The following is a 24,748-nucleotide window of genomic DNA, read 5'->3' as shown; positions in this document are numbered from 1 at the left end:
CACTTATTAAAACAAAAAAGAAGCTGAATATTATTGCTTCAGCTTCCTCCACAATGTCGACCGATTAATGCCTAACCGTTTTGACACCTTTGTTTGATTTTGGTTTTCTTCCTTCATAATTGCTTCGATAATTCGTTTTTCAATCTGATCCAGCGTTCCATTTAACAGACTTTCTTCAATTTGAACTGGCCGGTGCTTCCGATTCAGCTGTCTTGAAACAGACTCTTTACTGATGGTATAGCCTTTCTCAGCTGCCAAGACATCAAAAAGGAATGCTTTCAGCTCAGCGGTGTTGCCAGGCCATTTATATTGCTCCAGCAGCTCCATCGCATCCTCCCTGATTTTTACTGCGGAGGTTCCATATTGCTGATGAAAATATGCAATAAAATAAGCTGTTAAAGCTCTTATATCATCCTTGCGTTCTGTTAAAGAGGGAATATAAATGCGAACTGTTTCTTCGTAAAAAAGAAGGGAATAAAACTCTTGAATTTCACTGGATAGGGAGAGAATCACTTCTTTACCCGATTCTGCCCATTTCTGACACTGCTTGAACAATTGTGGTTTCTCTTCTGCTGAAATGTCCTCAGCACCATAAACATATATGGATCGGATGTCGTCATCAAGGGGATCCAAGTTTCTTCTTGTTTCCTTTGCATGTATAGAAAGCAGCAAACCGGCCCCCTGGTGCTTTAAGTAATGGATATAGCGTGCTAATAATCCTTTTCCAGTGCCTGCAGCACCAATTAAAAGCCATAAATTTCGGTTTGTTCCTGCAGATATAGCCTTCAGACAATCTTTCATTGCTTCACTTTCATGGATGATCATCGGCAGCTGAGACACTGATTCCAAGTTAAGATCTTCTGAAGAACTCTTCATATTATTAAGCTCTTTAATAATAAATTGAGTATAGATTTCATCGGCAATTTCAAGGCTTGAAACCTGAACTTTAAGCATATCTCCCTTTATACCTTCAATCATTGCAACGGATTCTGCATTTCCATTCCGGTGTACAAGGCTCTGTAAATCATTTACGAGTATGGGAGGAGAAGAAAATGTATTCCATTGTTCAAATACACATTCAGCATTACTGTCAAAAATGATAATATTGTCAGTGTTCTCCTTAATAATTGCCCGAAGAAGGTCGTTTTCCTGCTGTTTTCTGCGAAAAGAATGATACACCGATTTCACTTTAAGGAATGCATCAAAGATAGCTTCACGGCCGGATTGTATAAGGATTCCCTCGAGGCCTGCTTTAGCAGCAGCTTCCATAGTTACAACATCACCCATGATCAATTCAAAACCCTTGGATTTCAGTTCTAGAACAAGGGCTTCTACTTCCTCTTCCTTTTGAATCGTAAAAACCTCTATACCAATATCCAATATGTCAGTAATCGTTTTTGCACCAAGCGTTATGTTGGAAAAGCCCACAATCGCTTTCTTACCTGGAAAATCATTGGCAAGGGTTAGCACCCGAAGCATATCGTACCCGGATACCTGAATATCAATAACAGGGATATTTGTTTCCTGTTGGACCAGCTTTGCTGTTCCACCCCTGCTGATGATCATTTCAATACCTTCAGATTCGGCATTTTTCACATGCGGGAGTGCCTGACCCAGATTTCCAGTTGCTATTTTAATGTCCAGTTCTTTTTCCTCTTTCCTGCATTCCTCAATTAATGGAAGCATAGCAGGATAAGGAGCAATAAATAATGTCTTTATTTTCATCACATTCACCTAAATGTATCTTACCATTCATTTTAAAGGCTCACCAATAATTAGGAAAATAGCTTCGAAATCCAGTTTATAACAAAATACAAGCTGGTCAATGTATCGGCCAGTTATTTCTTTATCTGCCCATTCCCTTTCACAATATATTTCGTCGAAGTCAGAGCAGGCAGTCCCATCGGACCACGGGCATGGAGCTTTTGGGTGCTGATCCCGATTTCAGCGCCGAACCCATACTCGAATCCATCCGTGAAGCGTGTGGATGCATTATGATAAACAGCCGCTGCATCGACTTCATTCAAGAATTTTTCCACATTATCAGGGTTTGAAGAAACAATGGCCTCAGAATGGCTGGTGCCATAGCGATTAATATGAATGATTGCCTCATCCACGCTTTCCGCCACTTTCAATGCGACCTCTAAGCCTAAATATTCATTGGCCCAATCTTCTTCCGCAGCTGGGATGATCTTTTCCCCGCATACACCTTCATCGCCGTGAATGGTAACCCCTTTTTCCTTTAGTGCAAGCACAAGTTCGTTCAGGCCATCCCAATCTCTGTGCACAATGATCGTTTCACATGCATTACAAACGGATGGACGCTGTGTTTTCGCATTGATGGCAATGTTAATCGCCATTTCCTTATCAGCACTTTCATCAATATAGACATGACAATTGCCGGCACCTGTCTCAAGCACTGGGACTGTGGAATTTTCAACAACGGTCTTAATTAGCTTTGCTCCTCCCCGCGGAATCAGGACATCCAGGTAATCGTTCAGTCTGAACATTCCCGAAGCGGTTGCCCGGCTTGTATCTTCAATAAGCTGAACTGCATCAGCTGGCAGGTCGCTCTTTTCCAATGCATGATGAATCACTTTCACAATTGCTTTATTGGAATGAATAGCAGTAGAACTTCCGCGCAGCATAACAGCATTTCCCGTCTTCAAACATAAGCTGGATGCATCGACTGTTACATTTGGACGCGCTTCATAGATCATGCCGACAACGCCAAGCGGGACCCTTACTTGTGTAATGGCGAGTCCGTTGGGACGTTCCCATGCAGATATAACCTCCCCAACCGGATCGTCCAGGTGAGTAAGCTGAATTAATGCGTCTGCCATATCGTGAAGCCGGACTTCATCAAGCCGAAGCCGGTCGAGCAATGATTCATTCATGCCGTTGTTTTTTCCCGCAGAAAGGTCTTTTTCATTTTCGGCTAAAATAAAGTGCTTCTCAGCCTTTAGCTGTTTTGAAATTAATGCCAATGCCCGGTTCTTTTGGTCCGTTGACATATTCGCCATCTTCCCCGCAGCTATCTTTGCTTTTTCCCCTTTTTGAATCAATTCCATTATCTCGTCTCCCTTCTTTTTTGGCTTACCCAATGATCACGATGAATGACCACATTGCGATCGCTGTTAGCAATCACCATGGCTTCAGAGCTTGGCAGCCCTTTGATATCGCTCAATTCTTCAGATGAAAAATTAACCTGGCCTTTGCCGATGATGTCTCCTTTTGGCCCTATAACTTCAACCACATCATTTACCAGGAAGTGCCCGGTTATGTTCGTAACACCCGCAGGCAGAAGGCTTTTTCCTTGTGATAACATCGCATGTGCCGCACCCTGATCCACTTCAATTTTCCCATTAGGTACTGAATGCAGAGCCAGCCACTGCTTGGATGTCCTAACGCTTGCCTTTGAACTGTTGCCAACATAAGTGCCGTTCCCTTTTCCATTGAGGATATCGACTAATTTTTCCGGCCCGCTGCCAACCCCAATAAACACCTGTACTCCCAGCGCAAGAGCTGTCCGTGCCGCCTCCAGCTTTGTCACCATACCGCCGGTCCCTACCTTGGAGCCCGAACCAGAAGCAGCTTTCATCATTTCTTTTGTGATTTCTGTGATAAAATGATATTTTTTCGCACTGGGGTTTGTTCGCGGATTTGAATCATAAATGCCATTGATATCTGTCAGAATGATTAAATGCTGTGCTTGTACAAGTCCGCTTACGAGAGCAGAAAGCATATCATTATCGCCGAATGCCAGCTCCTCCACCGATACCGAATCGTTTTCATTAATAATTGGGAGAACATTTCGCTTTAAAAGTTCCCCTAAAGTTGCATTCGCATTTTGATATTGTTCTTTGTGCAGGAAGTTCTGCCTTGTGAGCAGCAGTTGTGCAGCTACAATCCCATGTTTCTTAAACTTTTCAGTATATCCCTGCAGCAGCAGCCCTTGCCCGACTGCAGCAGCCGCCTGTTTTCCGGCAATGGTCACAGGCCGGGAAGGGTAGCCCAAGTCAGCAAAACCTGCTGCTACTGCCCCGGATGAAATCAGGATGACATCATGGCCAAGCTGTTTTAAACGGGTAAGTGCAGCTGCATGCTCCTCAAGTTTTTCGATGCAAAGTCCGCCATTTGTATTTGTCAGTGAACTGCTTCCTATTTTGACGACAATTCGTTTTCTTTTCACACTATCCACCATCCAATCAAATAAAAAAAGCCCTCCCATCCCTTTAAAAAGGACGGAAGAGCTTAGTCTTTCGCGGTACCACCTTCATTGGCACTTCACACAGCAAGTGCCCGCTTTGAAAATCCTTTAACGCAGGAAATTCGGCCAGGTTTGCCTGGCAGCTCAAGGGCTAGGTTCAATAGCTTTGCAGGCTGCAGGATCTTTCAGCCGGTGAATCCCGCTCTCTTTTTGCCTGATTTCTACTTACTGGTTCCCTGTCATGGCTGTTGAATTCTTCTTATAATTAGAATAATTATGCATCCTTCAGAATTTTATGTCAATAATAAATTCGCTGATTTAAAGGAGTAAAATCCCCACACAAACTTTCAAACTGTGTGCAACACGGTATGATAAAGCAGGCACAATCGGGAATGCTAATAAAAAATGACTAGTGGGAGGATTTACATATGGAGTCAAACGGAAAGCAATTATCCATATTTTCTCTGGGCGGCATCAATGAAATTGGAAAAAACATGTATGTGATCCAATATGATGACGATATTGTCGTGATTGATGCTGGGGGTAAATTCCCTGATGAGACTTTATTGGGAATCGATTTGATCATTCCGGACATCACATACCTTGAGGAAAACAGGGATAAAATCCGCGGGCTGATTGTAACACATGGACATGAGGATCATATTGGCGGGGTTCCCTATCTTCTCAAAAAAATCAATATGCCGGTTTATGCCACGCGATTTACGCTTGGGCTGATTGAATTAAAATTAACGGAGCATCGCCTGCTTGGTGATTCAGAGCTAATAAGCATTAATTCTGACTCTCGCCTTGATTTTGGTGAGATAGGGGTGAGCTTTTTCAAGGTGAATCACAGCATCCCAGACTGTCTGGGAATTGTTTTCAATACGCCAGAAGGCAATGTTGTCCATACCGGTGATTTCAAATTTGACTTAACCCCTGTAAATCAGGAGCATGCTGATATCCATAAGATGGCTGAAATCGGCCGCAGTGGAGTGCTGGCCCTTCTTTCAGAAAGCACAAACGCTGAGCGGACTGGCTTTTCTCCAACAGAACATATTGTCGGAGAAAACATTGAGGAAGCATTTATGAAAGCACCGCGCAAAATCATCATCTCAACTTTCGCTTCCAATGTGAGCCGTGTTCAGCAGGTTGTGGCCGCCGCGATAAAAACAAACCGAAAGCTGGTCCTGCTTGGGCGAAGTATGGTAAATGTTGTGGATGTGGCCATTGAACGCGGATACCTGACAGTTCCCGAGGGGATGATTGCCAATCCAAGAGAAGCCATGAATCTGGCTCCTGAAAAGGTGTGCATACTATGTACCGGCAGCCAGGGTGAGCCGATGGCTGCCCTCTCACGCCTCTCTGCCGGAAATTACCGTGATGCTGAGATTCATCCTGAGGATACCGTGATTTTAGCAGCATCCCCAATTCCGGGCAACGAACGCGATGTCTCAAAAATCATTGACAATCTGTTTAAGCTGGGAGCCCGCGTGATATACGGTTCAGGAAGCTCAACAGGGATGCATGTGTCCGGCCACGGCTATCAGGAAGATTTAAAGCTTATGCTCACATTGATGAAGCCGAAATACTTTATTCCGATACACGGTGAATACAGAATGCTTCACCACCATAAATTGCTTGCCGAATCCATCGGTGTTGAAAACGGGCATACTTTCATCATTAGAAATGGGGATGTCGTTGATATTGAGAACGGAGAAGCACGCCAGACAAGGCGGGTACCTGCCGGAGATACTTATGTTGATGGGGTGGGTGTTGGTGATATTGGCAGCATCGTGCTCCGCGACAGAAAGCAGCTGTCCGAGGATGGCATGATTGTGATCGTGCTGACCATGAGCAAGAGTGAGCGCAAAATGATATCAAGACCTGATACGATATCACGAGGTTTCGTCTACGCACGGGAATCCGAAGATCTGCTGAGAGAAATAAATCGGATTGCGGAAAAAACCGTCAATGATCTCCCAGAACAGGATAAAAGCCAGTGGAATGTCATCAAGCAGAGCATTAAGAAATCACTCGGGCAGTATTTATTTGAAAAAACAAAACGCAAACCGATGATTCTGCCGATTATAATTGAAATTTAAACGAAAAGAGGCAAGCCTAAAACGGCTTGCCTTTATCGCAGTCTAATGGTCAGTAAGCCCCACCCTTTGATCCATAGGTTCAGCGGCTGTCAAACTGACCGTATAGGCCCGATTGGTTCAACTAACAATCAGCTCACTGATTGAAGCTTCACTCTATCTAAAGGGCTGCTTATCCGCGGCGTCCGCCTCGGCCGCCCCGCTTTCCTTCAGTATTGCGCTTTAATGACGAAATATTTTCTTCACTCGATTTTAAGAATTTTGCCATTTTGTCTTCAAAGCTTTCCTTCGGCTTAAAGTTTCCTTTAGAACGGAAATCTCTGGAACCGCCGCGGCGATCATCTCTTCCCTGGCGCGGCGGGCGCTGAGAATAAGAAGATTGGCCTTCCGGTCTGTCCACTGCTTTTTTGATGGAAAGGGCAATTTTGCCTTCCTTCTCGCTAAGCACTTTAACAGTTACCTCATCGCCAACTTTTAAATGCTCATTCACATCTTTAACATAGCTGTCAGCTACCTCACTAATGTGAACAAGACCTGTCGTACCGCCTGGCAATTCGACAAAAGCTCCGAAATTTGTAATACCTGTTACTTTTCCTTGTACCTTACTTCCAATTTCGATTGACAAAAAAACTTCCCCCTCGGTAGTGTTAACAACGTCTTATTATAACTTTTTTTTAAGATAATTTCAATGCCGGCGATATCCCCACGATATTCTACCCGTTAAAATTTGGGATAAATCATATTTTTGGGTCAAATTTATTAAAATTTATGTACTTAATTGCTAGTTGGGCCATTATTTAAGCTAATTTTGTATGCGCATTGCACCCTTTTATATAAAAAAAATTTTTTATGTGCGGATACCGCGTTTTTATGTGCAGAGAAAAATTTTTATGTGCGCATAACGCTTTGTTATGTGCGGATAGCTGGATTTTATGTGCGGAAGGTTAATTTAATCAAAAATTTATTTTTAAGACAATAATGGCAAAAAAAAAGCTCCTGAAACAGGAGCTTAAACCTTACACAGTATGACCTTCCTGCAGAACCTTCCTGCTGAAATGGCGCTTCATTATGATCCCATACAGGGACGCCAATACCTGCTGAAAGAGCATGCCTATGACAACAGGAACGGCAACAGGAGCGGGAAAGTAAGTGACTGCAAGGACTGAGCCAACGCTGATATTCCTCATTCCGCCATTAAACGTAACAGCCACAGTCGTGCCCTGATCGTATTTCAGTAAATTTGCAATGATGAAAGAGATAAGATAGCCCATAAACGCCACACAAAATACAGCAAGCCCGATGAGGACCAATTTAAGATTTATCTCCTTCAGATACGGGGCGACGACAGCTCCATTCAGCATGACCACAATAGCCATTCCAAGCTTTGAAAAAGGAGAGAGGCGACTGCTTAAGGCTGCAGCGCTTTTTCCTGCAAATTGATTGAAGAGCATGCCAAGAAAAGAAGGGAGAACAATCATGCCGAATAATCCAGCCATCATCGGCACAGCATCGATCTGTACAGATTTCTGGAAAAATACCGACAATGTCAGCGGAACAATAAATGGTGACAGAAAGGTATCTACCAGAATGATGGACAATGTCAGCGGAATATTTCCGCGATAAATGGAAACCCAGATGAAGCTCGATATGCCGGTCGGAATGGCCATAGCCAATACCAGCCCGGTAATGGTTAAAGAATCATCACCGAACGCAAGTGTACCGGTGCTCCATGCAAAAAGAGGCATTAAAATATGAAGCAGAAACAATATGAGAAAAAGCGGCTTTGGATGATGAATGATTTCTTTTAAACTGCTAAAACTAGAGTTCAGACTGCCTGAAAACGTCATAAACGCAAAAACCCAAGGGATGATAAAGGCAACATCCTTGATATAACCAGCGATCATAACACCTAGAACCACGCTTATTGGAGTAATCAATGGCATCATTTTCTCCAGCTGTTTATTGATTTGAATTAGCACACTGAGTACTCTCCTTTTCCGTATAATTGTTTACCTAACTAATTATTTTATCATAATCTGGCTGGCTATATATCAAAATAGTAAAAAAAGCCTAAAATCGGCTCTTTTGATTATCTCCGTTTTTCCGGCATATATTTCAGCCATTTTCCCAGTCTCCAGCTATTCACTCCAAACGCTGCAAGCGCAATGGCTGCGATGCCTGCGGATAACTGCATGATCAGCATTTCATCTAAATAAATGCCAAAGCCTGACCCAGTTAAACCTAGGAGGAATAGCTGAAAAAGCTGCTTTTTCCGATTTTCATAGATCGTAAACTGAAACTCCCTTCTTTGCCCTGCCTCTTTCATTTTTTCCAATTTTCGCGGTGTTTCCAGGAATTCCGCTGCTGAATGAAAAATTTTAAAGAGCGGCTGGGATTGAATAATGCTCCAAATAAATGACCATTTATTCCCTTGTGAGCTTAACCACTCTGTAAAAACTGGTTTGCTAAGCTCAAGAAGATCATCTTCTGGTGCCAGGTGGCGAACAATCCCTTCTATTGTCATAAATGACCTGCCCAGAAAAACAAAGCGGGTTGGCACCTGGATCGGAAGAGCAGCAATTAGATCATTTAGTTCAAGCTTAAGGGCCACTAGATCCATATCCTTTCCCTGAGATAGGTCAAATGACAACCATTCTGACAGAAGCTTCTCCATTGTTCCCGCATTAGCATCCGGCAGCAAAAATCCTAGCTGTGACAGACATTCGACCGCTTTGCTGTAGTTTTTAGCGAGAATGGATTCAATTAAATTCTGAAAAGAGACTGCATCTTTTTTTGAAATTTCACCGGCCATTCCGAAATCGAGAAGAATAATCCGCCCTTCCCTTGTAAACAGCACATTTCCTGGATGGGGATCGGCATGAAACATCCCAGGTTCCAGCCATTGCGGCATGAAAATCTTCATCAAACGGCGGGCCAGATCCTGACGGGGTATCTCAAGCTTTTCAACCGCTGCCGAATCATTGAGCCTTTTTCCCTCCACCCATTCCATGACAAGCACTTTTGAGGTGCAAAGCTCCTGATGCACGCCAGGAATTTTAACCATCTCATTATCTTTAAATCGCTCCTGAAAATAAAGCAGGGTATCCTTTTCCTTTGTAAAGTCTAGCTCCCTCTCAATAACCTGCTTAAGCTCCTGAAATAGGACTTTTAAATTAATGAATCCCTTCGGAATAGGGACAAACCGATCCGCAAACCAGACAAGAATACTTAGGGTACGGAAATCGGTATGTACGATTGATTGAATATCTGGACGCTGTACTTTAATGGCTACAATTGAGCCGTCCTGCAGAGCGCCTTTATATACCTCCCCAATCGAAGCTGATGCTATGGCTTCTTTTTCAATCGCTACCACCTTTTTAGAGAGCTCACTGCCCCACTCTTCGTTTAAAATCCTCTGGATTTCACTCCATTCCGATGCCGGTACCTTATCGGTCAGGTCTTGAAGCTCCTGGATGAAGGCATTTGGAAGCAAATCAGAACGAATACTGATGAACTGACCAATCTTAATCAGCAGCCCTTCCAATTCAAATAGTGTTGTCCGGAATCTTTTCCCGATGCCAGACCATAATTTTTCCCATTCTGCTTCTGATTTGCGTGTCCATTTATACCAGTAAATTTGAACTATAATGAGAAGTGCCAAAGAAAACACTTTGTACATACGGAACCATTTACTTCTCTCCTTCATTTCCATCATCCTCTTCCCAAGTAAGATGTACTGAATTATTCTGTAATGCAGGCTGAATACCCTTTTCTTTTTTTCCGATATCATGTTTAGAAAGTTTCATGACATAAAAAAACAGCCCGTCCTTACACAAAGGACAAGCTGCCTGCTTGATTCTGCTGGATATACTGATGAGTTATGTTAACAATCTTTTCTTTATCATGGTCCATGGATGCCACATGATAGGAGTTATAAAGCGATATAGCTTTCTTTTTCGCTGAGCCAATCTTCTCAAAAATAAAATCTGTACATTCTGCAGGCACAACATGATCTTCTATCGACTTAAAGCCTAATACAGGTGTTTTAATGGAAGGTAATAAGTCTGGTGTTCTTTCCATGATTTTCTGCAATTCGAAGATGGAGGGGACCGGAACTTTCCCGTACGTAATTTCCTCTACATCCTCTTTTTTAATATCAGGTGCACCTTCATCAATGTACCTGGGATTTGTTTTCCCTTTTAAATATTCATAACACGGAACCCGGAGAGCGGCATTTATTAACACAATACCTGCAATTTCAGGATATTTATTAGCCAGCCAAAGTGTCAATGCGCCACCCATCGATTGACCTGCAGCATAAACAAATGTGCATCTTTCTTTTAGAAATTGATAACCCTTTTCCGCTTCAGCAAACCAATCCTCATAAGAGGTTTTTTCCATATCTTTATAATGTGTGCCGTGGCCTTTAAGCCTTGGAGCAAAGACGGTATAGCCAAGCTTGGCAAATGACTCTCCCAAAAACCGGACACTCTGGGGAGTTCCAAGAAAACCATGTGTGATCAGGATCCCGATCTCATTGCCTTCATAGTAGAATGATTCTGCACCGTTCATAACAGGATAACGTTCATTCATAGTCTGTTCCTCCCTCAGAATTAATTATTCATATTATATAACCAACTATTCCGACCTGTCAACTTGTATTTAATCAGAAGAAAGACCGTCCAAAACATATATGGAGCGGTTAGACTATAGAAAGTATTAACACCCTGATAAGGATGGCGTAACATACACCAAAGATAATACCCCTCACATTAGAGTGTCGTGTGCACCTCCCTTAACTTCCCAATTTCCGAGGAGCCCATTTCAACCCTCCTTTTTTCTTATAATAAAGAGAATCGGGCTTGCAAGACTTAATACAGCAATTCCCAGGAAGAGCAAACTGGCGGTTCCGTCCCCGCCTAAACCTGGCTCATCTGCGATAATAGCGTCAAAAATCAAGACTTGGCCAGAGATGATAATTAATATAAGTGATATAAACACAACCGCTGTTCCGCTAATACCTCTGGCTTTTGAAGTTAAAACAAAAATGAGCAGTATAACGGCGGCCAATAAAAAGCTATAAAATACTGGCTACAATAAGGTAAATGACCCATCTGTTACAAATGACTCGTAAGTGTATATATTCCCTCCTAAAAAAACCCTTTTATACTATTATTATACTATTATCAAAAAAAGAGTACATCTTTAAAATTAAGCTTTGTATCTAAATTTCACCTATTCTGAAAAAAATAAATTAAATACCTGTTTACCTGCGGATAATCTCCTTTTGAAAGCCTCTTTAGAAAATCAAATATAAATGTAAACTAAAAATTTATCAGGTTGACAAACTTTTATGTAAACCATAGAATGAAACCAGTTAACCTATTAATCTGAATTGGAGAGGTATTATGAAAGTTAAAGAGATGACTTATGTGGCTTTATTTGCAGCAGTGATGGGAGCCCTCGGTCTTGTTCCTCCTATCATGCTGTCTTTTACTCCCGTTCCAATTACTTTGCAGACACTTGGCGTCCTTTTGGCCGGCGGTGTTTTAGGAGCAAGGCTTGGCGGAATCAGCATGGCAGTATTTTTACTCATGGTTGCTGCAGGAGCGCCTTTATTATCAGGAGGCCGGGGCGGCATTGGGGTTTTCTTCGGGCCCAGCGCAGGGTACTTGATTGCCTATCCGCTTACAGCATTTTTTATCGGCTATTTACTCTCACGCTTCAAGACGTTAAAATTAAAGAATATCCTGTTCATAAACCTGACCGTCGGAATATTCCTAATCTACCTATTTGGCATTCCGGTACAGGCATATATGATGAATATACCTTTGGCTGATGCCATCAAACTAAGCCTCGTTTATATCCCGGGAGATGTGTTAAAGGCGACTCTCGCATCATTCCTGGTATACAGACTGCATAAGCATCCGATAATCAATAAGCAATTTTCTAAATCTCTGGAGACACTATAAGGTGTCTCCTTTTCCATAAGGAGAGGAACAACCCGTTGACCAATATAACATCCAATATAAAAAAGCTCGCCGAAGAATTTCCAAATAAAGCAGCAATCATTTCGAAAAGCCAAACTTTAAGCTATAAAGAATGGAGCTCTCATCTATGCAAAACTGCTAACTGGCTTAATTCTTTATCTGTAACCAATAAAACTGCAGCAATCCTGCTGCCAAATGGAATTCCTTTTCTGCAATTATTCACAGGTGCCTCCATGGCTGGATGGACAGCTGTACCTTTCGACTTAAAATGGAAGGCCGAAGAACTTAATAAGCGGATCGAGATATCCAACCCTTCTGTTGTGATTACACTTAAAGAATACTATGACCAGATTGCCCGCCTGCACCCTTTCGTGCTTATCTGGGAGGATGCCCTGGAAGAAATCTGCGGTCAAAGCACTTCGTTTCACATCGATTCAGAAAGGAACAGCCCATTTTATATGGGATTTACCTCAGGCACGACAGGAAGCCCTAAAGCGTTTATCCGCTCCCATAAATCCTGGGCGGCCAGCTTCAAGGTGAACCATCATGATTTTAAGATGAATGAGAAGGAACACGTCCTGATTCCAGGGGCACTTATCCACTCTCATTTCTTGTATGGAGCTGTAAGTACGCTTTGTACGGGCGGAACGGTTCACCTGCTCGAAAAATTCAGTGCACCCCAGGTTCTCTCATGTATCGGGGAGCAGCCCATCAGCACACTTTATACAGTTCCGACGATGGTTTCAGCTATTTTAAAAGAAAAAAAAATCATAGAGAAACCGATAAAAATCTTTTCCTCAGGTGCGAAATGGGATGAAACTTCGAAACTGGAAATCAGGAAAATATTCCCCCAGCTCTCAATGATCGAATTTTATGGAGCCAGTGAACTAAGCTATGTAACGTTTCTTTCGGATGAAGATATAGCAGGATCAGTCGGAAAGCCCTGCCATGGTGTTGAAATCGAAATTAGAGGAACAGACGGCAAGAAACTTGCTCCTTATGAAATTGGCAAAATATTTGTCAGAAGCGAACTTATTTTCGATGGTTACCTTTCAAATGAAACAATCCATTCCATTCAGGATCAGGATGGATGGGCAACCGTTGATGATATGGGCTATGTTGATGATAAAGGATATTTATACATCAGCGGCCGTGAAAAGAACATGATATTATATGGAGCTATTAATATCTTTCCTGAAGAAATTGAAAAAGTGATCAGTTTGCACCCGGATGTCGAGGAGGCTGCTGTGATTGGACTGGAGGATCAATATTGGGGGCAAATTGCAGCTGCGGTCATCAAGGGCAAAACTGATGCCCTAGAGTTAAAGCGCCTATGTAAAAAACATTTAGCCTCATATAAGGTTCCGCGCAGATGGATTTTCACAGAAGAAATACCCTACACAGCCGGCGGAAAAATTGCCCGTGCCCAGCTGAAGGAATCCATCGAAAGTAAGGTGATTAGCCATTAAGAAAGCAGTGATTGTACAGGCAAAAAGAACACCTATCGGAAAAGTAAATGGGATGCTTAAGGACAATGAGCCACATGAACTTGCTGCCCCGCTTCTAAATTATCTGGCAGAAGGTATAGAAGATAAAATTGATGACGTCATTTTGGGCAATGTCGTAGGACCTGGCGGGAATGTAGCCCGCTTGTCTGCATTGGAAGCAGGACTCCCTCTGTCTGTTCCGGGAATAACCTTGGACAGGCAATGCAGTGCGGGTCTTGAAGCCATTCGATTGGCATGCTATTACATCCAGGGAGGTGCCGGGACTTGTTATATAGCGGGTGGTACAGAAAGTGCCAGCACCTCGCCATTTTCCAAAAGGGCCCGCTTCTCCCCGGACAAAATCGGAGACCCCGATATGGGTGCAGCAGCGGAAAATGTAGCCGAGATGTACAGCATATCAAGGGAAAGTCAGGATACATACGCAAAATTGAGCTATGAACGGAGCTGGAAAGCTTTTGAAAATGGACTGCTGACAGAGGAAATGATCCCAATTGGAAGCCATCTGCATGATGAAGAGTTTTTTAGAAAAAGAAAAATGGAGACTCTTCTTAAACGTGCAAAGCCTATATTTAAAAAGGATGGCACTGTAACAGCAGCTAATAGCTGCGGCATCCATGACGGGGCAGCTGCTGCGCTGGTCATGGAGGAAGAAACAGCAATAACAAATGGATACAGGCCCATTCTGCGTTTTGCCGATAGTGCAATAGCAGGTGTACACCCCAACTATCCGGGATTTGCACCTGTCCCAGCCATACAAGCTATTCTGGAAAGAAATTATTTAACAATTGACGATATTGATTTAATTGAAATTAATGAGGCATTCGCCTCAAAAATAGCAGCATGCGCCAATGAACTTTCCATTCCTTATGAAAAACTGAATGTTAATGGAGGTGCCCTTACAATTGGCCACCCTTATGGAGCTTCAGGTGCTGTGATGATTACAAAATTATTTTATGACATCCAAAGAAGACCTTCTTCCAAATATGTATTAGCAGCCATTGGAAGCGGTGGTGGCGTCGGAGTTGCCGTTTTGTTTGAAGGGGTATAATAAAACTGTAAGTTAGCCTGGAGTAGTGTTATTCCAGGTTTTTTTGTACAAACAACGGTAAATTCCGACGAATTAGCGCAAAGATACTATCTGCTAGCATATAGCTATGCGACACATATCAACTGATATCATCATGATAACCGTTTATTTTCTCTATTAATGCAAAATCATACATTTTCCTCAGCTGCCTGGATTATTACATAAGCGCCAAGAGATGCACCAATGAATTCCAGCCATCCCCCTGCTGCCAGAAGCAGTCTTTTTTGTATGCTCTTTTCATCTTCTATAAGAATTCCTATAGCGTCAAGGATGGCCGATACGGAAATTAATGAGTAACCCAGAGTCTCGAGATTGCTGAGCATATTGTTTTCCCCGTTTTCAACTCCCGCAGCTTCCAATGCTGCACCCATGGATTGAATGGTACTGCCCAGTGAATTAAAGGCTGACACAGAAACTGATGGATCTTGAATTTCGATATTGATTGCAGCAGTGTTGATGGAGTTGCCGCCTGCCTGTGTAAAGCTTCCGATAATTCCATATAAATTAACTGCTTCTTCATTTCCTTCAGCTATGCGTATCCTTCCAAATCCCTGCAGGCTATTGCCAACCGCCTGGACTCCGTTTCCGTCGCGTATTAATTTTTTGTTGAAATTGTTTTCATCTGGCTTCATGGTTTCACCAATCGCAGAAATAAATGTGCCCGCAACCAAAAAATAAGCTCCGATTGTTAAAAGAACATCTCCTTCTAGATACATGATTACCCCTCTCTAAAGAAGTTCTTCATTTAGCCACACAGAAGATTTTGAGTCAGGTTCATTGTTTTCTTCACTGCTCTCAGAAGAAGTCTCCTGATTCTCCTCCTGAAGCTGGCCAATTACTGATAAAACAGAGCCGACTGCCTGAATCCAGCTTCCAATGGCAATAATGTTATTTGCGCTTTCTCCCGATTCTCCCCTCTCTTTTTCCCTGAGATTAATTGTACCTCCGATTGCCTGAAGGGAATTGCCAATCGATTGAAGCAGATTGCCGGTTATATTAAAAATCTGCCCCGCTGCAGTGGGATCCTCAAATTCATCTCCAAGTGCTGTCGCTCCGCCAAGAGCCTGAAGCCAGTTTCCTGCGATCACTAATTTCTCTTCATTTTCACCTTCTAAGTCTAAAGTTAATCCGGCAATGACTATACTGTTTCCGATTGCCTGTATTTCATTGCCGAGCTTTTCAAGTGATGGCCCACTCTGTCCTTCTGCTTCAAGAGCGTTTCCTGTTGCTTGAAGGCTGTTCCCCACGATATCAAGGCCCTCAAAGAGTTTTTCCATTTTTTCTGACTTTGCAGGTATGGTCGAGACAGCTGAAATGATCGTTCCTATCGCAGCTAAAGTTACTCCGACTATCTCTTTTAGTTGATTGTCCATAACATACTCCTTAGCTGACGTATGTTAAATTATATTCAATTATTATATAAGGGGTACGGTGTTGTGGAAATGATGAGAAGCAGTTCCGGGATCCGAGTATAATGAATTAGACAGCAGACTTGGATTTGATATCCAAGAAAACAGCGAAGCAAAATTCTTCGGGGCAACTCCGCCGTGTTTTACTCCTTCATGTATTCTCTTCTTGCTTTGAGGCGCGCAAAAATATTCATCTTAGAGTTTTATCACTAATCCTTCCCATTGCGATAGTGCTGTAATATTTGCCATCAGACAGCTGCTTATCCATTTTTAATATTCCTTCAATTTCAAAGCCATTATGCTCATAAAGCTTAATTGCTTTCTCGTTTGTTTCTAGAACATTTAAAGTAATTTTCTTAATATGATGAGACTCCGCCCATTGAATAGACTGAGCTAATAGGTTTTTTCCAATAGCAAAGCCCCAGAATTCCTTGAGCACACATACTCCAAATTCCACTTTATGACCGCTTCTTTTCAGTTCGCTGCCTTCACATCTGGAGAAGCCGGCAATTCTCCCATTCACTTCCGCAACCAAAAATATATTCTGGCCACTAATGGAATCTTTATTAACTAACTCCTTAAAACCTTTTTCATCTATGTATGCTTCGCCTGCCTCCCGGTCCATGTTCTCCGTTTCGCCATCAATCTGCACCCTAACTTCAGATAATTCCTTTGCATCTTCCTCGACTGCAGATCTTATAATATAGTTCAAATTTTTAACTATGTATTCTTTTGATTTTATTATCATAAAAATCCCCTCTCTTTTTCTCAATAGATATTTCTATCATGAACTATGACCAAGCCAAAATTAAACAAGTTCATTAAAAAAGAGCCGATTCCTCCTCCATAAAGGAATGGCTCAAACAGACATTTATTTGCTGATGACAAGCAATGATTTTTCAAGTACTTCAATCTTATCGATATCAAAGTCATGAAGGTTAATACAGTCCTTGTATTCAGGCTGTTCCGCTTCGTCGCCAACCCAGCAGGTATACAATTCACAATAATCCCCTGATGCAAGGTGCTGATCTAAAAAAGCACATAAAGATTTGAAGATTTGCTGCCCTTCTTCGTGACCTTTTGGATAGTCTTTTTTGTAGTATTTATTAAACCAAATGCTGCCGTGTTGACTAGAGGATACCTCGTAGATATATTTTGCTGACAGATGTTTATGTACCTCTGCCCTCATTTCTTCATCTGAGAAGAAATCACCTATAATGATTTCATCATCACTCTCAGGATCACTGACTGGCAATAGAACATTACAGCCAAGATAATTAACGATGCTCATCTTCTAACTCCTATTTTATGGAGTGGGTTCTATATTTTTGCCTGACTTAATGCTCGCCCTCTGTATAGATTTGAAAATTCACTCCGAATTTGTCAATTACGCTTCCATATGCAGGGCTGAAAAATGTTTCCTGTAGAGGCATCGTCACTTGCCCGCCCTGCTGTAGAGCTTCAAAAAATTTCTGCGATTTTTGAGAATCTGATGTAGAAAGGCAAATGGTCACCTGATTGCCGATTTGATGATTCTGGCCTGGGAATGTATCGCTAAACATGAGTTCGTTCTCCCCGACTTTTACAGTTGCATGCATAATGCGGTCCTTTGCTTCTTCAGGCAACGGATATTCAGGGTTTTCCGGCCCTTCCCCAAATGTCTGCTTATACAGAACTTCCGCTTCTAATGCTTCTCTGTAAAATTCAATTGCTTCATTCGCATTTCCGTCCATCACTAAATAAGGAATCACTTTAACTGTCATTTTAATCAACTCCCCAATTTTTTCATTTTTCTTAACATTTATTACAAATTGATTTTACTACAAAGAACGTACGTTCGCAACTATTATTTTTATTCTTAATGAAAAATTAATATTATCGGTCTATTTTTATCACTAAGCCTATATTTTATAGAAAAGGTGCAATAACTTGTACCAGATTCCATAGAAAAAAGGTGTGATGAGAATGTTTACGGTGTATTATCTTGATGGGAGAAATGTTTTATTAAACCAGCTTCGCAAAAGTGTTCCAAATGAAGGCGAAGAGGTCAAAATTAAAGGACGCAAAGGCAAGGTGACCAGCGTAACGGCAGTAGAGGAAAGTAAAATTCATGTACAGGTAGAGCTTGAAAGTGTAAATAAAGCAAAGCTTGCAGCAGAAGATGATAAAAAGAAAAAGAAAAAGCGATGAGAAAAACCCGCACCAGCTGCGGGTTTTTCTCATTAGTGCAATGTTCCTCTGATTTCCTGCATTTTGTTCCTAACTAGAGGATAAAAGTTATTCTTAGCGCTTGCAGTCGAATTCCCGCCAAAAAATTCAGTGCCGGGGCAGGTTTTCACTGCATGTCCATGACTGCTATCCAGCACCCGTTCACCGGAGTTAATATCCCACCAATGGTGATAGGTAATGCTGTCAATGGATGGCGCCAGGCCATATTTCAGCATCAGAAGAGCTGTGACTGTCACAATCGTTTCTTTTTGTTCCGCAGTCATATGATTATCGTCAAAATTCCCAAGATTTTCAATCGCTATCGCATCCGCTTCGATCTTGTGCATAGCTTCTTTATTCTGCAGTCCAAATGATCCTTCCGGTGCTAAATCGAACGGCCTCCCCACTGCCACCTTTCCATCCGGGAAAGTGGTCAATTGCTGACTGATCATACTCCACTTCATGCCGCTTACATGATACTCCTCCATTCCCTTCATTAAAGCAAAATGATTTGAGCCATTGAACTGTTTGTAAGATGGCTGATAGGTGTGATGCTGCTGAACTTTGGCCACTTTTCTCGTAAATTTCTGATTGAAAATCCAATCCCGGAATTCCTCTCTCGTCATGAGGACGAACTTACCATCCATGGCTAATTTCTTAGGAACAATTTTTAATTTTTGCCCTGCATTCAAACCGTCGGCAGAAAGCCCATTAGCTGCTTTAATAATCGGCACAGCCGAATCAAATTTTTCCGCCAGCTTCCAGAGTGTATCACCGGGTGCCACTTTGTATATAATTGGAACACGCAGCTTTTGGCCTATTAAAAGTCTGTCTGTCTGCAAGCCGTTATATTGCTTTAAGTCCCCTGCCGTTGTTCTATATGTTTTGGCAATCATTGTCAAGGTATCCCCCTGCTTTACCTCATAAATATTGCGGGGATTGTTTTCCGCCTGTACAGCGGTCCAATTGGTTTGCCAGACTAATGCAAGACTGAAGAAAAGAAATATGCATTTTTTCATGATCAATGTCCTTTCCATTTAGTTTTTATTATTTTTATAAAACTAAAGGAAATTATCCTCACTTTTTGGCATGACTAATAAAACTGCAGGGTATTCTCTAAACCAGGGAAAGCTAATAAAATGGACGTAGGTTGTGTATCAGCATGAAACACCAATACTTTTCAGAGGTTTGTGTACCAATGCTAGCCCTGTACAAACAGCAAATCATAGATATCCCCTAATTTCCAGGGATCTTCATTTTCCGCCAATAAAAGTCACGATACGACCGCTGAGTGCAAGAAAAGTCTAATCCTGCGCTTTCCCGAGAAATACAAAAAAGCGGGGAATATTTCCCCGCTCATTTGCCGTCTGTAATTTCTTTAAATATTTCATATGAACGTTTTTGTTTTTCTTCATCATAGATATAAGAAACCGCCATGATTTCGTCGACATTGTACATATCCTGGAACTGTTCCAGCTGCCCCTTGACTGTTTCTTTGCTGCCCATAAAGGTCACGCTTGACATTCCCTCTGCCGCTTCCTTTTCCATTGGGTTCCAGATCGAATCCAAGTCCTCGACTGGCGGGCTCAATTTCATGGAAGTTCCTCTGACAACATTCAAGAAGAACTGCTTCATCGTGGTAGATAAGAATTCGGCTTCTTCATCCGTTTCCGCTGCAATGACATTTAAGCAAACCATCATATATGGCTTATCGAGATACTTCGAAGGCTTAAAGTTGGCACGGTAGATCCGGATGGCATCCTCCATCCATCTTGGAGCAAAGTGTGAGGCAAATACATACGGAAGCCCAAGCTCTGCAGCCAAATAGGCAGAATCTGTCGAAGAGCCAAGAATATAAATCGGAATGTTCGTTTCCACTCCCGGGTGTGCTTTTACATAGCTTTGCTCCTCTAATGGACCAAAATATGTCAGCAGCCGCTTAACATCATCTGGGAATGTATAAACAGAATCATTCTTCGAGCGGCGAAGCGCATTAGCCGTCATCATATCCGTACCAGGTGCCCTTCCGAGACCAAGATCAACACGATCCGGATAAATGGTCGCCATCGTTCCGAATTGCTCGGCAACAACTAATGGTGCATGGTTCGGCAGCATAATTCCGCCGGAGCCAATGCGAATGGTTTTTGTATGTTCCAATGCATGTTTTATTAAAATAGCAGTGGCAGAACTAACCAATGTTGGAGTATTATGATGCTCCGCTATCCAATAGCGTTTGTAGCCCATCTCCTCTGTTGCCTGAGCCAGATCAACAAGATCCTCGATCGCCTGCCTGCTTTCCTTCCCCTCCCGTATCGGGGCAAGGTTCAAAACAGAAACAGGTATTTGTATATTAGTCATTTTATTATCTCCTTCATGAAGAATTGACTTTATTTTAACAACCGAAATAAATTTAGGAAAATATAATGCTTAGTTTGAGCGAAATTGCCAAACCTAAGCAAGAAAAAACCAGCCCCCTTTTAAAGGGACTGGTTCTCAGCTCACTCTTAGCGGTTCATCTTTTTCAGCACAATCACTATTCTTTGCAGGTTTCTGTTTATTCAATGCCAGCAGCAGAATCATGCCAAAGATACAGGCTGTACCCGCCCATTGGAACATTCCGAATGGTTCATTCAGCCAGATAACAGTAGTAAATACTGCTGCGAGGGGCTCCAGGCTGCTTAAAAGACTGGTTTCCGTTGGAGAAAGGGTTTGGAGACTTTCAATATAGAACCAGAACGCAAGCATTGTCCCAAAAATAATAACGAAAACCAAATACAGGTATGCTTCAGCCGTTAAGCTGCCGAAATTCATTTGCCAAGGGGGATGGATGAAACTCAATGCAGATCCGCCAATAACCATCGCCCATCCAACCACGACAAGGGAATCATATTCCTTCAGCAGCGGGACAGCATACAAAGTATAAAATGCGAGTGCCACACCAGATAGAACTCCCCATACAATGGCCGGTGCCGGTACGGATAGCTGAGAAACAGAACCGTTGGTCAAAAGAAAGAAGCATCCTGCCAGGGCAAGGGAAACTGTTACAAAATCCTGTCTTGAAAATACCGATTGTTTCCGTAAAACCAGGTAAATAATAATCATAGCCGGTGCCAGATATTGAAGCAATGTGGCAACAGCCGCATTGCCATGATGAATGGAAGCCATATAGGTATACTGCACGGCCAGCATGCCTGCCAGGCCAAAAATCAAGAGCATGATGGCTGCCCTTTTATTTTTCCAGACTCCAAATACCTGAGAGCGGTCTTTCAGCAGAAATTGAACGGCTAACAGAAGAACACCTGCTGTCAGAAGACGGGCAGTGACAAGCCAATCAACAGAGATGCCAAATTCCTGAAAAAGCTTTTGGGCAACTGTTCCGCCAACACCCCAAAATGAAGCTCCAAAAATAACAAGCAATAAACCTGTACTCCTTGAACGTCCCTTCATGTTAAATTCCACCTTAAATATAATAATAGTGTTATAATAATTCAAATCCTGTGATAAAAATAGCTAAATATCATAAAAAAATATAACTATATTGAGGTGGCTTTTTTTGCAGATTAAAGATTTTAAAGTGGATGAAAGCCTGAAAGAGCTGACGAGCCACAGGACAGTGGTGATGCCTGTGGCCTGCTACGAAACGAAGATTGCAGACAATATCCAAGGCAAAATCCCTTTGCACTGGCATGAGGAGATTCAATTTATCCTGTCAGTAAAAGGCGAAGCTATTGTCCAAATCAATGAGGAAAAATTGTCAGTTAAAGAAGGTGAGGGTATTTTCATCAATAGCGGCTGTCTCCATTCGGCCGAGGATTTAAACGGAGATTGCGTTTATATTTGTTTAAATGTCTCCCCTCATTTCCTGCTTCCCCAGGAATTATACAGCAGCTATATTTATCCATATATATCAGCAACAAATCTTCCATACATAATCCTGAACCGCTGCGAGGATTGGGGAAAAAGCATATTAGAAAGCATCATGGAAATCAAGGAATTAATGAATGACAATTCTCCATTTTACGAGATTAACATAACCAGTCTGCTGACGTTCATTTGGCAGCAGTTAATCAGAAACGGATTCCAATTGGAATACAGCCAGACTGAAGTTGAAAAGCATATGCGGATGAAGGAAATGCTGAATTGGATTCATCAGCATTTTGCTGAAAAAGTCACTCTTGCTGATATTGCCAAAGCTGGAAGGCTGAGCAATTCCGAATGCTGCCGATACTTTAAAAAAATCTTAAAGACCACACCCATTAACTACTTGATTCATTACCGCATACAAAAAAGTCTCCCCCTGCTACAAGAAAGAGACTCAAATGTTACAGAAGTTGCCTTTAAAGTAGGCTTCAACAGCAGCAGTTACTTTATTGAAAAATTTCGCAAGTATATGAATATGACACCTTTAGCGTACAAAAAGAATCGAAATTAATTGCAGCACATTAGGAAATTGCCATTGATTGTCCGAACTGATCCTGGCCATGGGATGAAACGTATGTGTTTATATTTATAGTCTGGCTGTCTATATTCAGGAAATACTCTTCCAGGTTTCCCTGAAAATCAACATGGGAATTTTCCATTTCCATAAATTCATGTGGTATAACAAGCGAGGGCGGTTTAGTAAAACGAACAATCTCACACCTCTGTAAGACAGTTGCTACAAATTGAGAGCAGAAAAAAGCATTATTTCTAGAGAGTTGTTTATTAAACATGATTGCAAATAGACCAAGCAGATTATAGGCGTAATCTTCTTTTTCAGATTCTATCTTATTTATGAATGCTTTAAGCTTGTTCAACTGTGCATCTGTAACAGAACAGCTAATGACTGTACATCTTGAGTTGCTAAAAAATTCTCCTCGGATATTTTCTTTAACAAAACCGCCTATGAATGGATTTTTCGCCGTTTTTCTGCCGAAACTGTAAACTTCTTTTAACTCAGGATCAAGTGAAATTGAAGCATGATTATACGGCTTTTTTGTGTAAAGCTTAATAAGCCGGGTAAATAACGTTCCGGTATCCGTAAGGAGTATATAGATCTTTTGATTAGACATAACGTATCTCCTTATCAAAAATATGATTATATTTTTATAATAAAGATACACGGTCTATAGATTAAGAAGCCTGCGCTGTATATGCTTATAGGACTTGAGACTTAAGGTCATTAATTTTCATTCATAGCTCTTTTATATAAAAATAAATATAGATGTAGGAAAATGAAGTGAATTCCTAGAACATTATCCAATGAGCATGATTATGGAGGGTGAGTGTATTGGAACAGACTATTTTTGACCATATGGAAACAGTGCGGGGCATTACTGAAAAATCGATCAAACAGATACCTGAAGAAATGGCTGATATCATTCCAGAAGGGTTTAACAATAGTATCCGCTGGAACTTCGGGCATATTGCATTTGTGCAGGAAAAGCTAGTCTTTGGAATATCAGGTGAAGAAATGAACGTCCCGTTGAACTATGAACGCTTATTTGGTGCTGGAACTAAGCCTGCCGATTGGACTGAACCACCGCCGTCTTTCGTCGAAATTGCATCTGTCTTAACCGAACAAAAACCCAGAATAAAGACATTTCTTCATGGGCGTATGGATCAAAAACTGCCCAGCCCATATACAAACCGCGGTGGAATAACCTTTCACACAACTGGAGAGGCATTTCTATTTGGCTTTTATCATGAAGCGATGCATATGGAAACAATCAAACGCATCTATCGATCCATTTCTTCTATGCTGGACTAAATATTTATGAAAAGACTGTTGAGAAAGAAATTTCTCAACAGTCTTTAATCAAATTCAGTTTACCATGGACAGCAATTTCTGCGTCTTCTATCATCATCACTTCTTCTGCGATCTCTTCTATCATCCTCGACAACAATAACCCTATTGGCACGGATAAATACATTATCCACATCAATATCTCTTCTTCTGTCATCGCGATCAAATGCACCTGCTACATTATCAAATCTTCTTCTTCTGTCATCACGATCAAATGCACCTGCTACATTATCAAATCTTCTTCCACATGACATCTAAATCACCTCCTTGTCCCATTTACTTTAAAATATGCATTCTGTGAAAGAATGCTTGGATAAGCACCCTAATGATGTCATCTATTTTTCTATTGGGGAAAGATTCATTTTTTCGAATAAGAAAATCCTCTTCTGGCTCAGTACTTTCTTAAAAACCAAAATATTCTAACCGTAGAATCGATTAACTTAAAACAAAGC

The 24,748-nt window shown here is 41.7% G+C and carries 24 protein-coding genes and 1 other annotated feature; of the genes, 7 read left to right on the top strand and 17 right to left on the bottom strand.

What is annotated here, in order from left to right; genetic code table 11:
* Nucleotides 1–30: 30 nt before the first annotated feature.
* The 3 genes from QUF73_03635 to proB all read right to left on the bottom strand — a co-directional run bounded on the left by QUF73_03635 (nucleotide 31) and on the right by proB (nucleotide 4,192).
* Nucleotides 31–1,725: a PrpR N-terminal domain-containing protein gene (locus QUF73_03635; GenBank protein ID MDM5225292.1), complete on the bottom strand. Its 1,695-nt coding sequence runs from the start codon at nucleotides 1,723–1,725 to the stop codon at nucleotides 31–33.
* A 113-nt stretch (nucleotides 1,726–1,838) separates the two neighbouring features.
* The gene (locus QUF73_03630) at nucleotides 1,839–3,071 is read right to left on the bottom strand and encodes a glutamate-5-semialdehyde dehydrogenase (protein ID MDM5225291.1); all 1,233 of its coding nucleotides are present in this window, start codon (nucleotides 3,069–3,071) and stop codon (nucleotides 1,839–1,841) included.
* Nucleotides 3,071–4,192 (bottom strand): glutamate 5-kinase, encoded by a 1,122-nt coding sequence (gene proB / locus QUF73_03625; GenBank protein MDM5225290.1) that lies wholly within the window; start codon nucleotides 4,190–4,192, stop codon nucleotides 3,071–3,073. The genes QUF73_03630 and proB overlap by 1 nt, the downstream gene beginning before the upstream one ends.
* Nucleotides 4,193–4,237: 45 nt before the next feature.
* Nucleotides 4,238–4,462: a binding site (T-box leader), on the bottom strand.
* A 176-nt stretch (nucleotides 4,463–4,638) separates the two neighbouring features.
* On the opposite strand from proB, the gene QUF73_03620 reads away from it, so the two are divergent.
* Nucleotides 4,639–6,312, top strand: coding sequence for a ribonuclease J (locus QUF73_03620; protein MDM5225289.1), 1,674 nt, complete (start codon nucleotides 4,639–4,641; stop codon nucleotides 6,310–6,312).
* Between the two features lie 169 nt (nucleotides 6,313–6,481).
* Here the strand turns inward: QUF73_03620 and QUF73_03615 are convergent, their stop codons facing one another.
* The 4 genes from QUF73_03615 to QUF73_03600 form a co-directional block, all read right to left on the bottom strand.
* A complete protein-coding gene (locus QUF73_03615) occupies nucleotides 6,482–6,934 on the bottom strand; it encodes a S1 domain-containing RNA-binding protein (GenBank protein ID MDM5225288.1) in 453 nt (150 codons plus the stop codon).
* A gap of 391 nt (nucleotides 6,935–7,325) precedes the next feature.
* Entirely contained in the window at nucleotides 7,326–8,288 is a 963-nt protein-coding gene (locus QUF73_03610; GenBank protein MDM5225287.1) for a bile acid:sodium symporter family protein, read from the bottom strand.
* Nucleotides 8,289–8,398: 110 nt separating this feature from the next.
* A complete protein-coding gene (locus QUF73_03605; protein MDM5225286.1) occupies nucleotides 8,399–10,015 on the bottom strand; it encodes an AarF/ABC1/UbiB kinase family protein in 1,617 nt (538 codons plus the stop codon).
* Nucleotides 10,016–10,137: 122 nt separating this feature from the next.
* Nucleotides 10,138–10,902: an alpha/beta fold hydrolase gene (locus QUF73_03600; GenBank protein ID MDM5225285.1), complete on the bottom strand. Its 765-nt coding sequence runs from the start codon at nucleotides 10,900–10,902 to the stop codon at nucleotides 10,138–10,140.
* A gap of 815 nt (nucleotides 10,903–11,717) precedes the next feature.
* On the opposite strand from QUF73_03600, the gene QUF73_03595 reads away from it, so the two are divergent.
* From QUF73_03595 to QUF73_03585, 3 genes are read left to right on the top strand one after another with little or no spacing between them, the layout of a single operon-like run.
* Nucleotides 11,718–12,281, top strand: a complete 564-nt coding sequence (locus QUF73_03595; protein MDM5225284.1) for a biotin transporter BioY — start codon at nucleotides 11,718–11,720, stop codon at nucleotides 12,279–12,281.
* A gap of 35 nt (nucleotides 12,282–12,316) precedes the next feature.
* Entirely contained in the window at nucleotides 12,317–13,768 is a 1,452-nt protein-coding gene (locus QUF73_03590) for an AMP-binding protein (protein ID MDM5225283.1), read from the top strand.
* Nucleotides 13,764–14,855: an acetyl-CoA C-acyltransferase gene (locus tag QUF73_03585; protein MDM5225282.1), complete on the top strand. Its 1,092-nt coding sequence runs from the start codon at nucleotides 13,764–13,766 to the stop codon at nucleotides 14,853–14,855. Before QUF73_03590 ends, QUF73_03585 begins: the two co-directional genes overlap by 5 nt.
* A gap of 167 nt (nucleotides 14,856–15,022) precedes the next feature.
* Here QUF73_03585 and QUF73_03580 read toward each other — a convergent pair whose 3' ends face one another.
* The 5 genes from QUF73_03580 to QUF73_03560 form a co-directional block, all read right to left on the bottom strand.
* A complete protein-coding gene (locus tag QUF73_03580) occupies nucleotides 15,023–15,610 on the bottom strand; it encodes a hypothetical protein (GenBank protein ID MDM5225281.1) in 588 nt (195 codons plus the stop codon).
* Between the two features lie 12 nt (nucleotides 15,611–15,622).
* Nucleotides 15,623–16,267 carry a hypothetical protein gene (locus QUF73_03575; protein ID MDM5225280.1) on the bottom strand — a complete coding sequence of 215 codons (645 nt, stop codon included), beginning with the start codon at nucleotides 16,265–16,267 and terminating at the stop codon, nucleotides 15,623–15,625.
* 226 nt (nucleotides 16,268–16,493) lie between these two features.
* A complete protein-coding gene (locus tag QUF73_03570) occupies nucleotides 16,494–17,051 on the bottom strand; it encodes a GNAT family N-acetyltransferase (GenBank protein MDM5225279.1) in 558 nt (185 codons plus the stop codon).
* Between the two features lie 123 nt (nucleotides 17,052–17,174).
* On the bottom strand, nucleotides 17,175–17,594 hold the full coding sequence (locus QUF73_03565) for a hypothetical protein (GenBank protein MDM5225278.1): 420 nt from the start codon (nucleotides 17,592–17,594) through the stop codon (nucleotides 17,175–17,177).
* A 46-nt stretch (nucleotides 17,595–17,640) separates the two neighbouring features.
* Nucleotides 17,641–18,066 carry a VOC family protein gene (locus tag QUF73_03560; GenBank protein MDM5225277.1) on the bottom strand — a complete coding sequence of 142 codons (426 nt, stop codon included), beginning with the start codon at nucleotides 18,064–18,066 and terminating at the stop codon, nucleotides 17,641–17,643.
* A 202-nt stretch (nucleotides 18,067–18,268) separates the two neighbouring features.
* On the opposite strand from QUF73_03560, the gene QUF73_03555 reads away from it, so the two are divergent.
* A complete protein-coding gene (locus QUF73_03555; protein MDM5225276.1) occupies nucleotides 18,269–18,493 on the top strand; it encodes a hypothetical protein in 225 nt (74 codons plus the stop codon).
* A 32-nt stretch (nucleotides 18,494–18,525) separates the two neighbouring features.
* Here the strand turns inward: QUF73_03555 and QUF73_03550 are convergent, their stop codons facing one another.
* From QUF73_03550 to QUF73_03540, 3 genes are all read right to left on the bottom strand, one after another.
* A complete protein-coding gene (locus QUF73_03550) occupies nucleotides 18,526–19,530 on the bottom strand; it encodes a LysM peptidoglycan-binding domain-containing protein (GenBank protein ID MDM5225275.1) in 1,005 nt (334 codons plus the stop codon).
* Nucleotides 19,531–19,867: 337 nt separating this feature from the next.
* Nucleotides 19,868–20,869: an LLM class flavin-dependent oxidoreductase gene (locus tag QUF73_03545; GenBank protein MDM5225274.1), complete on the bottom strand. Its 1,002-nt coding sequence runs from the start codon at nucleotides 20,867–20,869 to the stop codon at nucleotides 19,868–19,870.
* 135 nt (nucleotides 20,870–21,004) lie between these two features.
* Nucleotides 21,005–21,958, bottom strand: coding sequence for an EamA family transporter (locus QUF73_03540; GenBank protein MDM5225273.1), 954 nt, complete (start codon nucleotides 21,956–21,958; stop codon nucleotides 21,005–21,007).
* 106 nt (nucleotides 21,959–22,064) lie between these two features.
* On the opposite strand from QUF73_03540, the gene QUF73_03535 reads away from it, so the two are divergent.
* Nucleotides 22,065–22,943: an AraC family transcriptional regulator gene (locus QUF73_03535; protein MDM5225272.1), complete on the top strand. Its 879-nt coding sequence runs from the start codon at nucleotides 22,065–22,067 to the stop codon at nucleotides 22,941–22,943.
* Nucleotides 22,944–22,953: 10 nt separating this feature from the next.
* Here the strand turns inward: QUF73_03535 and QUF73_03530 are convergent, their stop codons facing one another.
* On the bottom strand, nucleotides 22,954–23,562 hold the full coding sequence (locus QUF73_03530) for a hypothetical protein (GenBank protein ID MDM5225271.1): 609 nt from the start codon (nucleotides 23,560–23,562) through the stop codon (nucleotides 22,954–22,956).
* A gap of 218 nt (nucleotides 23,563–23,780) precedes the next feature.
* Between QUF73_03530 and QUF73_03525 the strand changes: the two genes are divergently transcribed.
* A complete protein-coding gene (locus QUF73_03525; GenBank protein ID MDM5225270.1) occupies nucleotides 23,781–24,260 on the top strand; it encodes a DinB family protein in 480 nt (159 codons plus the stop codon).
* A gap of 59 nt (nucleotides 24,261–24,319) precedes the next feature.
* On the opposite strand, the gene QUF73_03520 is transcribed toward QUF73_03525, so the two are convergent.
* Complete coding sequence (locus QUF73_03520) at nucleotides 24,320–24,550, bottom strand: hypothetical protein (GenBank protein ID MDM5225269.1); 231 nt, start codon at nucleotides 24,548–24,550, stop codon at nucleotides 24,320–24,322.
* Nucleotides 24,551–24,748: the final 198 nt, after the last annotated feature.

Source organism: Cytobacillus sp. NJ13 (assembly GCA_030348385.1).
In the GTDB taxonomy this organism is placed as follows: domain Bacteria; phylum Bacillota; class Bacilli; order Bacillales; family Cytobacillaceae; genus Cytobacillus.
This window is presented reverse-complemented; position numbering and strand designations above follow the sequence as displayed.